The organism is Erwinia sp. QL-Z3 (genome assembly GCF_004551645.1).
Lineage (GTDB): Bacteria > Pseudomonadota > Gammaproteobacteria > Enterobacterales > Enterobacteriaceae > Erwinia > Erwinia billingiae.
Genome location: NZ_CP037950.1, coordinates 755,172 through 770,360, shown reverse-complemented (window position 1 = coordinate 770,360; position 15,189 = coordinate 755,172). Strand labels below are relative to the sequence as shown.

The window sequence follows — 15,189 nt, the reverse complement described above, 5'->3', positions numbered from 1 at the left end:
AATATTCCCTTGTGGGAAGGGAATGTTATTATCGGGGATGCTGACAGGAATAATCTTATTATTCGACGGCTATGTGAGTTGTGCCCAGGCGAGCAGGGCGGGAACCTGCGAGAGTCCCCACAGGATCAGCCCAATCACGCCACCCACCACCGTGCCGTTAATGCGAATGCGCTGTAGATCCTTGCCGATATTCAGCTCAACCTGATGCGACATATCCTTCGCATCCCAGCTTTTCACCGTGTCGCTGATATGGCGGCTTAAGAACGCCGAAAACTCTGGTGCAGCGCTGGTCGCAGCCTCTTCCATATGCTGGTTGAGCGAGGCGCGTAAGTTGGCATCCTGCATCAGGGTTTCCCCCAGCCACTGTCCGGCGGCGCTGACTTTGCTGTGCAGCACAGAATCTTCCTTATCCAGATCCGCTTTCAGCCAGTTCCGCAGATCGCCCCACAGCTGGCTGATATAGGTATTCAGCGCGTCATCCTGCTTCAGGTATTCTTTAATCTCTTCAGCTTTCAGCTGCATTTCCGGATCGTTGCGCAGCCGCTCGATCAGCCGTTGCACCGCGCGGTTAAAGCCCTGACGGATTTCGTGCGCGCCATCCTGCTCGATATCGTTGAGAATCGATCGCACCGCATTGGCGGCCATCTCCGCACTTTTATCGCCAACCCATTCGGTCGGCAGCATCTTCTCTTTCAGTGGATGCTCGCGCTTGAGATAACGCATCACCTGCTGGGCGATAAATTCGTGGGTGCCCGGCTTATTCACCAGATGCAGCAGCTGCGCGATGGCATCGTCCAGCAGCGTCTGGTGACGGTTATTCTTGGTCAGACTTTCCAGCACCATCGCCGCCGACTGCGACAAATCGACCTTATCGATCGCTTTATGAATCGCCCGACGCATAAATGCCTGAATGCGCTGGTCATCGGCCAGATCGAGGAAGCCTCTCACGATCTTCAGCAGATAGCCGCCCAGCCGTGCCGCGTTCTCCGGGCTGCTCAGCCAGTTGGCAATCATCTGCGCCGGATCGTGACGACGTATCAGCGTCAGCAGCGAGGTGGTGTTAAGGAATTTGTCCTGCACAAACAGCGCGAGGTTATCGGCGATGCGGTCCTTATTGCGCGGGATGATGGCGGTATGACGTCCAACCAGCGGGATCGGCACGCGGCTGAACAGCGCGCTAACCGCAAACCAGTCGGCCAGTCCACCGACCATCGACGCTTCAGAAATGGCCTTCAGCGCACCGACCCATTGATTATTCGGAAACCACAGCGGGTAAAGCACGGTGCCGATAAAGACCCCTGCCGCGCCGCATAACAGCAGCAACGGCGTACGTTTAGCTCTGGTGAGTTCGAGTTCTTTGTCCATTGACCCTTATCTTACAATTTATGGTGTGTTGACGGCCTGGCCTCACTCCAGTCGCTTAGCGTTTACGGCCGCCCATAATGCTGCCGAGCACGCCACGGATGATCTGATTGGTAATCTGGCGCGCGGCGCTTTTGGTGACGCTTTGCACCACGCCATCTCGCTTGCCGCCGCGCGGGCCGGTGCTGCCGAACAGGATATCCTTCAAGCCGCCGAGGATGCCGTCATCGACCTCGACCTTTTGCCCTTTGGCCGGCGGCGCGTTGGCTTTGTCGCTGGCGGCCTGCACGCCTTTGCTCAGCATCTCGTAGGCCGATTCGCGATCAACCGCTTCTTCGTATTTGCCGGAGAGCGGAGAGTGATTGATCAGGCCGTTGCGCTCATCGTCGGTGACCGGTCCCATTCTTGAGAAGGGCGCGATCACTGACGCGCGCTCGACCATTGACGGGCTGCCTTTCTCATCCAGGAAAGAGATTAACGCCTCGCCGGTGCCGAGTTCCTGAATGGCGGCGACGGTATCGAACGCCGGGTTGGCACGCATGGTCTGCGCGGCCACTTTAACCGCCTTCTGATCCTTCGGCGTAAACGCCCTGAGTGCGTGCTGAACACGGTTGCCGAGCTGCCCGAGCACCGTATCCGGGATATCCGCCGGATTCTGCGAGACAAAATAGACGCCCACGGCTTTGGACCGGATTAAACGTATCACCTGCTCAATCTTATCCAGCAGCACCTGCGGCGCATCGCTGAACAGCAGATGGGCTTCATCGAAGAAGAACACCAGTTTCGGCTTCTCTTGATCGCCGGCTTCCGGCAGTTGCTCATACAGCTCTGAAAGCATCCACAGCAGGCTGGTGGCGTAGAGTTTCGGCATCTGATAGAGCTTCTCTGCCGAGAGGATATTGATCACCCCTTTGCCGCTGCTGTCGGTGCGCATCCAGTCTTTGATGTCGAGCATCGGCTCCCCGAAAAAGTACTCGGCACCCTGTTGCTCCAGCGACAGCAGCCCGCGCTGGATTGCCCCCACCGACGCGCTGTTGATATTGCCGTACTGCGTCTGGAATGCTTTGGCGTTATCGCCGATGTACTGGGTCATCGCCCGCAGGTCTTTAAAGTCAAGCAGCAGCAGACCCTGATCGTCTGCCACGCGGAAGATAATCTGCAGCACGCCACTCTGGACTTCATTCAGCTCCAACAGACGCGCCAACAGCAACGGGCCGAGATCGGAGACCGTGGCGCGAATCGGATGGCCTTTCTCGCCGAAGATATCCCACAGCACCACCGGATTGCCCTGCGGCGACCAGTCGGTCACGCCAATCTTCGCCAGGCGAGCTAACAGCTTCTCGGAGGCCGTGCCTTCTTTCGCTATCCCGGTCAGATCGCCCTTCACATCGGCCATAAATACCGGCACGCCGATGGCAGAGAAGCTTTCCGCCAGCTTTTGCAGGGTGACGGTTTTCCCGGTGCCGGTTGCGCCGGTAATCAGCCCGTGGCGGTTGGCCATGCCAGGCAACAGGCTCAGCGACAGGTCGGTGGTTTTAGCAATCAGCAACGGTTCAGTCATCGGTATGGTTCCTGAAGTAAGCGAAAGAAGTGGGTGAAGTCATACACTAAGCGTAGCAGGCCGACACGCAGCGAAGCGAGAGGGGCACTGTCCTTTTTCAGCGCGCATGGTTATGTTGTATTGGGAAACTTATCAGGAGGCAACAACGTGGATACAGCAATTCTATCGGTGGTCACTATTGGCGGCGCGTTGGCTTTGGGCGCAATGAGTCCGGGTCCGAGCTTTATATTGGTTGCGCGTACGGCAGTCGCCTCTTCCCGTCGGGCCGGAATGGGCGCTGCGTTGGGCATGGGCGTTGGCTCGGTTATCATTTCTCTGATTGCGCTGATGGGCCTGCATACGCTGCTGGCAGCAGTACCCTGGTTGTGGGTGGCGTTGAAGACGGGTGGCGGCGTATATCTGCTGTGGATGGCGGTGAAGATGTTCCGGGGCGCACATGAGCCTTTGCATGTGGAAGGCGGAGCCAATTCAGGGAAAAGTTTCGGTAAAGCGTTTTTACATGCCTTTATTACTCAGATCAGTAACCCGAAAACAGCGGTGGTCTTCGCCGGTATCTTCGCCGCGCTGTTGCCCGCGCACATCACGCCAATGATGTATGTGGCATTGCCGATTGTTTCCATGCTGGTCGATGGCTTGTGGTATGCCTTTGTGGCTTACGCACTCTCCTCAAGCGGCCCACGTAATACTTATCTTCGATACAAGGCGACGTTTGACCGGCTGGGCGGCAGCGTGATGGCCCTGCTCGGCATCAAGCTAATCGTAAAATAGCAAAAAAAGAGCCGCGCAATGGCGGCTCCGGGAAGGACGGTGAGGGGACAGCCTCGCCGTTTTAAGAGATGAACTGTTTGCCCTGCTTCAGTACCAGGTCACAGGCTTTGGTTTTCACCTTCTTGCCCATCGCGGTATCGCCCAGGCTGCTGAGGTTCACCTGCTGATTGTTGCCGGTGTTCAGTAGACCCATCAGGCCCTGTTTGTAATCGGTGGTTTCCTGCTGCTTCGCTGTGTCGGTCAGACCCAGTTTGCCCATCAGCTGGTCTTTCACCGAGCTGACGTTGTTATCCACCAGATTGTTCTTCACGCAGTATTGCAGCACGCCAGTGGCATTGGTCATGGTGCTGGAGCTGAGCGCCTGATTGCCGCCGCCCAACAGGCTGGTCAGCGAGCTAAGCGACGTTCCCGCAGGCTGAGGCGTGGTGCCGGACGCCGCAGTGGAAGAATTTGAGTTCTGGCTGAGCGTAGACGCCGCGCTGCTCAGCTGATCCTGCCAGCTGGCTGCAGAAGCCACGCCTGCGAACAAGGAAGTCGAAACCGTTACTGCCAAAACCATCTTAGAAAATTTCATAATAGACCTTTTAGTATGTTTTCCAGCGCGACGCCCTTCGGGCGTCACACCGTATCTCCCCTTTGGGACTGCCGGATTGCGGGGGAGTTCCGCATTGTGAGGGGGGAAAGCTTTTGGTGCTGGCCTTTGAGATTAGTCCTAAGGGAAGGGCCGGGGCAGGTTGGTACTAGTGGGTTGTTCACAGAGTGGCTGAAGGGGGTACAGAGTTGAAGGGGGGACTAACTGCCTCGATGGAAAAGGGACACGATGGGAAGGTGGGGAATTTGGTGATTTTTGATTTTTGATGTGAAGGCTCAGTTAGAGCGACGTACCGAAGGGTTTTTATGCCTGGCCGCTGATTTTTTCAGCACTTGCATCACAACAGGGCGGATAGTAGTTGCGTGCAGAGTCGGTAACGGTATAATCCCCAACGTTTTCCGCATACCCTTCAGTGCCGAAGTGGCGAAATCGGTAGACGCAGTTGATTCAAAATCAACCGCCGCGAGGCGTGCCGGTTCGATTCCGGCCTTCGGCACCAGTATCCTGTCCATCCCCGTCCGGGGAAGTCCAAAAAAACCTTAAAAATCATTGCGTAGGATGATTTTATCATCCGGCATCGTCCGAGCACATCCGTTGCAATCCAGACCCCGCTGGGGGCATAATTGGGGGCATCCCCACTTCGATAAGAAATGTGCCCCCAAAATGAAGCTGAATGCCCGCCAGGTCGACACTGCAAAGCCTAAAGAAAAAACCTATAAAATGGCTGATGGTGGCGGTTTGTATCTTGAGGTCACGACCAAAGGATCAAAGTACTGGCGTATGAAGTACCGACGGCCAGCCGATAAAAAAGAAGACCGGCTTGCCTTTGGAGTCTGGCCGACAGTCACGCTTGCTGAGGCACGTGCTAAGCGTGACGAAGCTAAAAAGATGTTAGGGCAGGGGATTGATCCCAAAGCTGAGCAGAAAGAATCCCAGGCTGAAAATGCAGGGGCCTACACTTTTGAAACGATCGCCCGCGAATGGCATGCCAGTAACAAGCGCTGGAGTGATGACCATCGTTCACGGATCCTGCGCTACCTCGAACTATATATTTTTCCTCATATTGGTTTGGCAGACGTTCGTAAGCTGAAAACCAGCCAGCTGTTAGCACCCATTAAGGCCGTTGATGCAAGTGGCAGGCATGATGTCGCTCAGCGCCTTCAGCAGCGTGTTACGGCAATAATGCGCTATGCCGTGCAGAATGATTACATTGAGTCTAATCCAGCTGTTGATATGGCCGGTGCACTTTCTACTGTCAAGGCTCGTCATTACCCCGCATTACCCTTCAGCCGTTTTCCTGAATTTCTTGAGCGCCTTGCCGCATACCGTGGGCGTATCATGACGCGTATAGCCGTCGAGCTTTCATTACTGACTTTTGTTCGCTCCAGTGAGCTGCGCTTTGCCCGGTGGGATGAGTTTGATTTTGAACGGGCCTTGTGGCGTGTTCCTGCACAACGCAAAGAGATTAAAGGAGTCCGCTACTCCCACCGTGGTATGAAGATGAAAGAGGAGCATCTTGTACCGCTAAGTCGTCAGGTTTTAGCCCTCCTGGAAAAGTTGAAGCAATTAAGCGGTGACAACGAGAGACTTTTCCCCGGCGATCACGATCCTAAAAAAGTCATGAGCGAAAACACGGTTAACAATGCCCTGCGTGCTATGGGATATGACACGAAGACCGAGGTCTGCGGGCATGGCTTCAGGACAATGGCACGAGGCGCGCTGGGTGAGTCAGGCTTATGGAGTGATGACGCGATTGAGCGGCAGTTGAGTCACTCCGAACGTAACAATGTGCGCGCTGCTTACATTCACACTTCTGAGCATCTGGATGAACGCAGATTGATGGTGCAATGGTGGGCAGATTTTCTTTATGCGAATAGTGGTGATTACATCTCTCCTTACGATTATGCAAAACGTAAGTGAGGCATTACTAGACGCAATTTAGTCACTCCAAAACAAAAGCGTGTCTGGCACTAAGCTTTATTGCTTTTCCCCTCAGCGCGCAATGCTACCCCCGCCTCGCCTGCCCGCTTTGTGCATCGTTTTTTATGCAGCTGCATGAACCGGGCAAAGCCGGGCCGGGCGTAGGCTGAAGGGGTATCTGTAGTTCTGCGTTCTGCATGCAAATCCATGCACCTTATGCATGCATCGCTCTTTACAAACCGGCTGGCCAGAAAAAGGGCGTTGAAAGGACGAAATACGCAAACAATAAAGCCGCTGTTTTCAGCGGCAGTTGTGGTTAATGCAGGGTGCGGAAGGATGAACCGTAGCGCCCGATAGTCTGGCGTTCTTTTACCGGCTCCAGGGTGACTGCGGGGGCCGGTTCGGGCTGCGGCGGCGAGGTGATTACCTTCGTGATGCTCTCGCTGGTCTTGAATGAGCACGAGCAGTCGAGATTAGTGCACTGGTGATAGCGCTCCTTAACCTGTTCGGACATATACCGGCTTGATTTGGCATGCGCCGGGCTTTTGCAGTACGGACAGTGCATCATTTGGCATTGCCCTCTTTGAGGCGTTCGCGTCTTTCCTCCAGCGTTTCAGACAGTCTTTGCCTGCTCATGGGACTTTGATACAGCTTCATATCCCCGCCGGTCAGCGCCGGACGCCACAGGCCGATATTTTCCAGTACGGGGGCTTCCGTCAGCGCCTTCTCGGGCAGTGCCGCCGCCGCACGGGTCAGCGCATTACCAATCAGCTCCGCCACGATCTGCACATCGCTACGCGAGTCGTCGTCACGGGGATTGACCTTCTCACGCTGTAGGCGCAGGCGGATGGCCCACAGCAGCGACGGACTGACGTTGCGCAGCGCCGACTGCCAGGTCGCATCAGCAAACTCATTAAAGGCTGCCCGGTGTGAATTGATGTACGACAGGCCGGTATTGCAGCCGCCAATCATTGCAACCTGCTTATCAATCTCCAGCTCTTCAATCAGGCCGGTAAACTCGTCGGCCAGTTCACGGCTGGCAATGCGCTGGCTGTGTTCCGCCTTCAGCTCTTCGGTCAGGTTGCCGCGCAGGGTGCGAAAGCGCATGCGCCAGTTCGTTTCGGCTTCCTTTCCTGCCTCAATGGCCGCTTCACGCTCTTTCGTGCAGCGGGTAATGTCGGCGCAGATAGCGTTGTACTCTTTCATCTTCTCAAGGTGTGCGGTTCGGGCCTGCTCAAAGGCTGCCAGGGTGCCGCTCTTTTCCGGGGTGCTCATAGCTTTTCTCTCTCTGTAAAGGTTGTCGCTATTCTGTCGTTCACCACCGGACAAATCATTTCATTGCTGCCTGCCTGTCGCTCAGCAAACACGGCTACATATTGGCCTGATACCCCCACTGAGCTTTTAGTTTTATGTAAAACTGTTCACTACTCTTCACCTTAAGAATAAAGATAATAAATACAGTAACTAAAGGGGTGAACACTTCAGATATAACTGTTCACCGGGTGTTCACCACTATTCACCTTTTTTTTACCAGCCTTTTTCTGGCGAGCTTTTTTTCAAAGTTTTTAGCTATTAATGAATCTGTATTTTCGGTTAATTTTTCATAAATGGCACTCTTTGGCATACATTGGCAAACAGGGTAGAACAGAACAAGATTTTGCTCATTTTTCACCGGACGGCGGCTTGTTTACACGGGCAAAAATATTCTCACAATAGGGGGTTACCAGCACACCACGACCGGAATCGGCCAGCGCCGCCCGGATTCAGAATGAGGTAACACCATGCTTTCCACCGCTTCAGTTTCAGTTCCGGCAACGCCGCCCCTGAACAACCTGCACTACCCCCGCGACCGCTTTATGCGCCTGCCGGAAGTTATCAGCATCTGCGGCCTGTCACGCTCCACCATTTACGACCTGATTTGCCGCGAGCAGTTTCCGTCACAGATTTCTCTCGGCGGCAAGAACGTTGCCTGGCTGGCGTCAGAGATTGACGACTGGATGCAGGCCCGCATCGCGCAGCGTGCCGGAGGTGCGGCATGATTAAGCTCAACCTTGGCACCCGCAGCTTCCCGCTCAGCCAGGAAGAGGCCGTGTACGTGGCCGAAAGCCTGCTTTCCGCCGCCGGTGGCAAAGCGCCCACGCAGCCCGCGCTTAACAGCGGCCGTCACGGCCATATTTCCGTGTTCGCCGACAAGCCTAAGCCTGCAAAGGGAAGTGAAGGCGCGCAAAGCGAGAGCTTCCGATCAAATCCGCCGCAATCCGATCACGTCCTGACCGATTGCTGAGGAAAAAGGCCCGATGTGTAAAAAAAGGCTTTTTTCTGGCGAGCCGCCGGTATACAGTTTCCCGGCTGCCGCAAAATCGGCAGCCGGGTGTAGGAACCCGAGCAAAACAAAGGCGACACTACACGCGCCATGCGTGTTTTTTTACGTCGTAGCCTCAGTGCACCCATTTATCGGGCAGCGGTTCTTGTACCGTTGTGCCGTCAGAAAAATGGTGGCCCGGGCGGGGCAGCCTTCGGGCTGGCCGGTTTCCTTTGTTGCCGGTATTCCTACCCCCGTCCGGGCTGCCACCCATGAGTGTAGGAACTCCGGTGGTAGCTTTTACAAGCTAACAAAGGAGTCTGCCACTATGGCCGCAACCCTCATTTCTGCACGCATGCAGTTCACCTTTCTTTTTGCCGCAGTTCGCCGTGCCGATACCGCCGCCCGTCCCTGCATGCTGCGCACCACCGCCGAAACCGAATCCGCTGCCCGTCGCCTGCTGGCCCGCGATTACGTGCTGTCCTTTGCCGGTCGCCTGCCGCTTTGTGAGGTGGCCGCATGAATACCCTTTCAGCCCGACATAACCAACACGCCAGCTATCCCATTCCCCACGCCGATTTTCTGCGCCTTCAGCATGCCCACAGCGTCGGCGTGACCGTGCTCGATATGCTCGAAATCATCGAATGCTCCGGTAACCGCCACGGCGGCCCCGATGGCAATGCGCTGGCGTCCGTGGTGGCGCTGCTTACCGACCAGCTGGGTAAAGTGGTCAACACCTGTGAATCCGTCATGCTCACCGATATGGAGGTCTCCGCCCGTGACAACTAATCATTCCTGCCTGCCCGTTGAGGTTCGCACCGCCGTTTACCGCCGCGCCGTTGCCCAGGGCTACCTGAGCGCCTGTGAACGCTACGGCCTCAACGTTTCCGCCTCGCTTGACGAGGTGCAGATGACCATCGCGCTGGAGCTGGAAGGCTATTACGTCCGTAAGTACGGCCCGGAAAACGGTATGGACATGGCCTGCACCATGCTCAGCGAAATGGTACAGCCCGACGTGCTGGTCGCCGCGCCGCGACTGACGCGCATGGGTGAAACCATGATGGATGAACTGCTGTGCGGCCGCCTGGCCGCGTCCAAAGCCACGCTGCATTAAGGAGGCCGCATGAAACATATCGTCACCGACACCGTAAGCGCCGCCGCCGGTCACTGGCCCCGGCTGCTGCCCGCGCTGGGCATCAGCATTAACGCCGCCGGTCAGCACTCGCCGTGCCCCCTCTGTGGCGGCAAAGACCGCTTCCGCTTTGATAATCAGGCCGGTCGCGGGACGTGGGTCTGCAACCAGTGCGGCGCGGGCGACGGGCTGGCGCTGGTTGAAAAGGCGCTGGACGTCAACACAAAGGAGGCCGCCTGCCGGGTGGCCGGGCTGATGGGTACGCTACCGGTTAAACTTGTGCAGACATCCACAGAGAAAACTGATGAAGAGAAGGCGCGCGCGCGCCTTAACGCCGCAAAAGAGGCCGCACGGCTTATTGCCGGTGCGAAAGCGCAGGCCGGGAACGCCTACCTGACCGGCAAGGGGCTGGCTGACGTCAGCGCCCTGACGCTGACCACCGCAAAGCGCATCAGCGACACCAACTATCAGCCCGGCGACCTGCTGGTGCCGCTGTCCGGCATTTTCGGCGAAGCGGTCAACGCCCAGCTGATTAACGCTGACGGCACCAAACGCACGCTGGCGGGCGGACAGGTGAAGGAGGCCTTCCACCGCCTGGGCGAGCCTGGCGATATCCTCTGGCTGACCGAGGGGTACGCCACCGGCCTGACGGTGCACCGGCTTACCGGCCAGGCGGTGTATGTTGCGCTGAGCGCCAACAACCTGCCCGCGCTTGCTGAGCGCCTGCATGCAGAATACCCGGAGGCGATGATACTGATTGCCGCTGATAACGACGAGAACGGGACCGGCCAGCTGCGCGCCGAAGCGGCGGCAAAACGCTGCAACGGCAGGCCCGCATTACCGCCGGTGGCAGGCGACTGGAACGACGTGTTTCAGGCTGAAGGGGAAATGACCACGCAGGCGATGCTGACCGCGTTCACGCAGCCGGAAGCGCTCAGCCCGTTTGAGTCGGTGAGCGAGGCCGACCTGAAGGCGATGAGCGCCAGCCAGAAGGCAGAGCTTCTGGCCGCGCACTACCTCAACACGCTGGCCGTGCCGGTGGTGGGTGAAGACCTCTGCCGCTACGAGGGCGGCGCGTGGCAGGTGCTGCCGTACCGCGTGCTCAGCCGTGAAATCGCCGCGCTGTTTCAGAAGGTGCGCGCGCCGTTCTCGGCAACCGGTATCGGCGGCATCGTGGACACGCTCAAGCTGATGGTGCCACAGATGGGGGCACCGGCCCGCCGGCTGATTGGTTTTCGTAACGGCGCGTTTGACACCGCGACCAGCACCTTTGGGCCGCATAAAAAAGAGAACTGGCTCCGTACCGTTAACAGCGTGGACTACACCACGCCCAGGGCGGGTGAGAATCTGGCGGACGATGCCCCGCACTTCTGGCAGTGGCTGACGCGGGCGGCCGGACGCAATGATGCGAAGCAGGAGCGTATCCTCGCGGCGTTATTTATGGTGCTGGCAAACCGCTATGACTGGCAGCTGTTCCTTGAGGTCACCGGCCCCGGCGGCAGCGGTAAAAGCGTGATGGCGTCTATTGCCCGGCTGCTGGCCGGAGAGGACAACACCACGGCCGCCACCATCGACACGCTGGAATCATCAAGAGAACGTGCAAGCGTGGTTGGCTACTCGCTGATTATACTGCCGGACCAGGAGAAGTGGAGCGGCGACGGCGCGGGCATCAAGGCGATTACCGGCGGCGACGCCGTGGCAATTGACCCGAAGTACCGCGACGCCTACTCAACGCATATCCCGGCGGTAATTCTGGCGGTGAACAATAACCCGATGCGCTTCAGCGACCGCAGCGGCGGCGTATCCCGTCGCCGGGTAATCCTGCCGTTCCCGGACGTGATACCAGCGAATGAGCGTGACCCGCAGCTGCTGGAAAAGATTGCCGGAGAGCTGGCGGTTATCGTGCGCCACCTGATGCAGTGCTTCACCCGCCCTGATGACGCCCGCGAGCTGCTGCAGGCGCAGCAGTCGTCAGAAGAAGCGCTGGAAATCAAGCGCAGCGCTGACCCGCTGGTCGACTTCTGCGGCTACCTGACGCCGCTCAGCACGCCAACCGGGCTGTTTATCGGCAACGCCAATATCCGTCCCATGAACCCGCGTCGCTACCTCTATCACGCTTATCTGTCCTTCATGGAGGCGAGAGGCCATCAGCATCCCATGAGCCTGACCGCGTTCGGCCAGGCGGTGCCGCAGACGCTGAAGGAGTACGAGATAGAGCTGCTGAAGCGCAAGACAAAGAACGGAATCCAGACCAGCCTGGAGCTGAGCGAAGACTGCGAGGCAGACTGGCTGCCGCGCTGCGATGCATAAGACAGACGACTGGCACAAACCGGTTCCGGCCGGTTTGTGCCAGAAGCGGAAGTGACTTGCACTCGTTGATGTACAACTGGATGCTGACTAGTCGATCTAATCCGTCTCAGCATTCGCTAATCGAGCGGATGATGATTAATCAATTCATTTCATAAGCATCAGATTGACTTCAATCTGATAAATTAGACATAATTCAGAAGGATGGGGCAGGTACTTCCTCTTACTTATGTAAGGGCGGCTCTGATAATGAACAGCGACCTTTGCTGTTGGGCTTTAAGCTCACTGATCCTGCTTAGCAGGGTGTTCAACGGTTCCAATCTCTCCTGCCCCCTCCTCATCCCCAAAAAATTAAATGGAGTTTTTATGCGGGACAATATCTGGTTCACATATAAAGCACGTATTAATGCACATCTTAGGTTAGAGTGGCTTGAGAAACATTCTCAGTTTATTCTCGTCTGGTATGCTATATTTAGCGCGGTACTTTCCGTCATATCAATTCGCTTCCCAAAAATCCTAGGAAATAATACCGATATTATCGCGTCAATACTCTCGGTAGCTTTGCTAGGAATTTCTCTTGTGGTTTCAAACCTCGATTTTCGCGGAAGAGCGATTGCCATGAGACGGAACTATCTGTCGTTACAACGGCTGTACTATAACACAACTGATGGTATACCCTTAACTCCAGAACAACGAGATAAATATCACGAATTACTCGATGAGGTCGAAAATCATCTTGAAATTGATGACAAGGCTGCACGAGTTGCCCAAATAGGATTGAGTTCGAGAATCCCAACCGATGACGAAAAGCAGACAGTTAAATGCTGGAAAGGAAGGCGATTCATTTACACTTACTCCTTCTATTTGCTCCCTCCCCTGATTTTTTGGATAAACTATGACAGCTAACCGAAAATTCAAAAAATCCTTTTCGGAACGAAACCTCCTGAAAATATATGAGGAAAGGATAAAAGAATCCGGAGCTATTGGTATTGACCGGGTACGCCCTGCCAAACTTGAACCTAGAATTAAAAGTGAAGTTAAATTCATTTCTGAAAAAGTTCTGTCTGGTGGTTATAAGTTCACTGCCTATAAAGAGAAACTAATCTCAAAGGGAGCCAACTCAAATCCAAGGCAGATCTCAATACCAACTGCCAGAGACAGGATCACGCTTAGGGCTCTCTGCGAATGCCTTACGGAAATCTATCCCGAATCAAGGTTAAGGCTTCCACACACTGTCATCAATTCACTGAAGGCTTCACTGCATAGCGGTATTTACACAGAATATACAAAAATAGACCTCAGGGCTTTCTATCCTTCAATTGAACATAAGCTGATAGCTGATGTGATGAAAAAAAAGGTCAGAAAAAATGAGATTAAAAAATTAATAATGTCTTCGTTGGTAGTGCCTACAGTAAGCGAATTCAAAGGCAGTAAAGGAGCATCATCTAATGCAAAAGGAGTTCCTCAAGGGTTAGCAATATCAAATATCTTAGCCGAAATTTCCTTATCGACTTTCGACAAAGATATGAATGCAATACCAGATATCTGGTTTATGCGCTACGTTGATGACATTCTAATATTGACGAAAAATGGACAAGCTGAATCAATGGCATCTAATGTCATTGATAAACTCGAACTTCTGAACCTAAAACCTCACCCATTACATGAAGAGAACTCAAAGTCTAAAGTTGGCCCTCTCCGTGGATCCTTTGACTTTCTTGGTTATCATATTAGCCACGGAGAATTGCTCATTAAACATGAAAGCATTCTCAGATTTGAAGCATCCTTGGCTAAAATTTTCACCGCTTACAGACACGCATTAGTGCAGGCCAAGAGTAAAGCAGATAAAGAGCGCGCGATAGCTTATTGCCAGTGGAAGCTCAATCTGAGAATCACGGGGTGCGTATTTGAAGGAAAACGCCTTGGATGGGTATCATATTTTTCTCAAATAACCACAACGACTCAACTTCGTTCCGTTAACCATACCGTGAGCAATCTGATTAGGCGCTTCAGGCTTTCATCCGATATAAAACAAAAATCCTTAATTAAAACATTCTATGAACTTCGCCGAGGAACTGCTGAAACATTCAAATACATTCCTAACTTTGATAATCTTGATAAATCTCAGAAGAGGGAGTTGGTTTCAATGTGGATAGGCAAAGACAAAACAAAAAAAATGAACGACAGTGAAATAGAAAGACGGTTTAAATATGTAATTTCAAAGTCAGCTAAAGAACTTGAAGAAGATATATCAGGAATATCATAAGATCCAAATTACTACGCTCTACATGCTAGCGTAAGAGGCGATAAAAAATGCCATATCTCTTTCCAAGGCACGTTACAAGTTCTTGAGGATTATGAATGATTATTAATAATAAAACGAGTGAGAAACTTCGAGATTTGATAAACGAAGTTACTGAGTATCGTTCTGGGCCTAATTTGGTTAAGTTTTTCAATGCACTAGGTTTTAATCATTCATATGGACAAGGCTTCCCTTCTCGTTGGAAGTATACAGACGAATGTTTAGAAACAATCAATGGAACTCCACGGCTTGATCAGTGCATTAAAGAGGTTTTCAATCCTGTCAATTTTATAAGTCGTATTGATGAGTTGGATCGCTATATTTTTGATTTCAACCAGTACTTATCTTTTGATAAGTGGCAAGTTGTTAGAAACGAAGCTGAAATAAATTTCAAAAAGCTTCACAAGGTTGAATTAAAAGAGAATACGGTTAAGTCCAGCAGCCTATCTGAATCTGAATTTTTGAGTCGTGAATTTAGTGGTTTTACTATCTCTGATTTAGGTTTGGACCTTAATATAACTGAAGTTCTGAACAAGCGAGTCGATGAAATAGAAAAAACCTATAATTCAAAGGCTTATCTCTCTACGATACTAATCGCTGGCAGTACTTTAGAAGGGGTTTTTCTTGGATTAGCCTCTAGTTACCCCCGAGCTTTTAATACGGTGAAGTCTTCTCCTAAGAATCGTGATGGTAAAGTTCAGCCTTTTCATGACTGGAATCTCGCGGCCTTTATTGATGCGGCGAAAGATTTAGGACTCATTCAGCTTGATACTTATAAGTTCTCGCATACTTTAAGGGACTTTCGTAATTATATTCATCCTTATCAGCAAATGTCATCTGGCTTCACACCAAGAGAGCATACAGCTAAGATTTGTTTACAGGTACTTAAGGCTACACTAACAGAAATAAAATTAAATATAAAAAAATTACTTATTTGACTCAA

General features: G+C 53.4%; 16 protein-coding genes and 1 tRNA gene. 12 read left to right on the top strand and 5 right to left on the bottom strand.

The annotated features are described in order from the left end of the window. Positions 1-69: 69 nt before the first annotated feature. A complete protein-coding gene (locus E2F51_RS04140; RefSeq protein WP_134822837.1) occupies positions 70-1,365 on the bottom strand; it encodes a DUF445 domain-containing protein in 1,296 nt (431 codons plus the stop codon). Between the two features lie 55 nt (positions 1,366-1,420). Beyond that, a complete protein-coding gene (locus E2F51_RS04135) occupies positions 1,421-2,923 on the bottom strand; it encodes a helicase HerA-like C-terminal domain-containing protein (protein WP_134822836.1) in 1,503 nt (500 codons plus the stop codon). 147 nt (positions 2,924-3,070) lie between these two features. Between E2F51_RS04135 and E2F51_RS04130 the strand changes: the two genes are divergently transcribed. Further along, the gene (locus E2F51_RS04130; protein ID WP_225309802.1) at positions 3,071-3,691 is read left to right on the top strand and encodes a LysE family translocator; all 621 of its coding nucleotides are present in this window, start codon (positions 3,071-3,073) and stop codon (positions 3,689-3,691) included. A gap of 61 nt (positions 3,692-3,752) precedes the next feature. Here the strand turns inward: E2F51_RS04130 and E2F51_RS04125 are convergent, their stop codons facing one another. Then, entirely contained in the window at positions 3,753-4,265 is a 513-nt protein-coding gene (locus E2F51_RS04125) for a DUF2501 domain-containing protein (protein WP_013203975.1), read from the bottom strand. Between the two features lie 432 nt (positions 4,266-4,697). On the opposite strand from E2F51_RS04125, the gene E2F51_RS04120 reads away from it, so the two are divergent. Beyond that, positions 4,698-4,782: transfer RNA gene (locus tag E2F51_RS04120), tRNA-Leu, on the top strand. A 164-nt stretch (positions 4,783-4,946) separates the two neighbouring features. Next, positions 4,947-6,203 (top strand): integrase arm-type DNA-binding domain-containing protein, encoded by a 1,257-nt coding sequence (locus tag E2F51_RS04115; protein WP_134822835.1) that lies wholly within the window; start codon positions 4,947-4,949, stop codon positions 6,201-6,203. A 316-nt stretch (positions 6,204-6,519) separates the two neighbouring features. Here the strand turns inward: E2F51_RS04115 and E2F51_RS04110 are convergent, their stop codons facing one another. Beyond that, positions 6,520-6,771: an ogr/Delta-like zinc finger family protein gene (locus E2F51_RS04110; RefSeq protein ID WP_134822834.1), complete on the bottom strand. Its 252-nt coding sequence runs from the start codon at positions 6,769-6,771 to the stop codon at positions 6,520-6,522. Beyond that, positions 6,768-7,478, bottom strand: a complete 711-nt coding sequence (locus E2F51_RS04105) for a hypothetical protein (protein WP_134822833.1) — start codon at positions 7,476-7,478, stop codon at positions 6,768-6,770. Before E2F51_RS04105 ends, E2F51_RS04110 begins: the two co-directional genes overlap by 4 nt. A gap of 506 nt (positions 7,479-7,984) precedes the next feature. Here E2F51_RS04105 and E2F51_RS04100 point away from each other — a divergent pair. From E2F51_RS04100 to E2F51_RS04060, 9 genes are all read left to right on the top strand, one after another. Beyond that, positions 7,985-8,242: an AlpA family transcriptional regulator gene (locus tag E2F51_RS04100; RefSeq protein WP_134822832.1), complete on the top strand. Its 258-nt coding sequence runs from the start codon at positions 7,985-7,987 to the stop codon at positions 8,240-8,242. After that, on the top strand, positions 8,239-8,487 hold the full coding sequence (locus E2F51_RS04095) for a hypothetical protein (protein ID WP_134822831.1): 249 nt from the start codon (positions 8,239-8,241) through the stop codon (positions 8,485-8,487). Before E2F51_RS04100 ends, E2F51_RS04095 begins: the two co-directional genes overlap by 4 nt. A gap of 13 nt (positions 8,488-8,500) precedes the next feature. Continuing rightward, on the top strand, positions 8,501-9,028 hold the full coding sequence (locus tag E2F51_RS04090; RefSeq protein WP_134822830.1) for a host cell division inhibitor Icd-like protein: 528 nt from the start codon (positions 8,501-8,503) through the stop codon (positions 9,026-9,028). After that, positions 9,025-9,294: a hypothetical protein gene (locus tag E2F51_RS04085; RefSeq protein ID WP_067709579.1), complete on the top strand. Its 270-nt coding sequence runs from the start codon at positions 9,025-9,027 to the stop codon at positions 9,292-9,294. Before E2F51_RS04090 ends, E2F51_RS04085 begins: the two co-directional genes overlap by 4 nt. Then, complete coding sequence (locus E2F51_RS04080) at positions 9,284-9,619, top strand: DUF5375 family protein (protein ID WP_134822829.1); 336 nt, start codon at positions 9,284-9,286, stop codon at positions 9,617-9,619. Before E2F51_RS04085 ends, E2F51_RS04080 begins: the two co-directional genes overlap by 11 nt. A 9-nt stretch (positions 9,620-9,628) precedes the next feature. Further along, the gene (locus tag E2F51_RS04075; RefSeq protein WP_134822828.1) at positions 9,629-11,947 is read left to right on the top strand and encodes a primase-helicase zinc-binding domain-containing protein; all 2,319 of its coding nucleotides are present in this window, start codon (positions 9,629-9,631) and stop codon (positions 11,945-11,947) included. A gap of 246 nt (positions 11,948-12,193) precedes the next feature. Next, entirely contained in the window at positions 12,194-12,850 is a 657-nt protein-coding gene (locus E2F51_RS04070) for an SLATT domain-containing protein (protein ID WP_245174175.1), read from the top strand. Then, on the top strand, positions 12,840-14,210 hold the full coding sequence (locus tag E2F51_RS04065; protein ID WP_134822826.1) for a reverse transcriptase domain-containing protein: 1,371 nt from the start codon (positions 12,840-12,842) through the stop codon (positions 14,208-14,210). The genes E2F51_RS04070 and E2F51_RS04065 overlap by 11 nt, the downstream gene beginning before the upstream one ends. Positions 14,211-14,305: 95 nt before the next feature. Next, positions 14,306-15,184, top strand: a complete 879-nt coding sequence (locus tag E2F51_RS04060) for a hypothetical protein (RefSeq protein ID WP_134822825.1) — start codon at positions 14,306-14,308, stop codon at positions 15,182-15,184. The last annotated feature ends 5 nt before the right edge of the window (positions 15,185-15,189 follow it).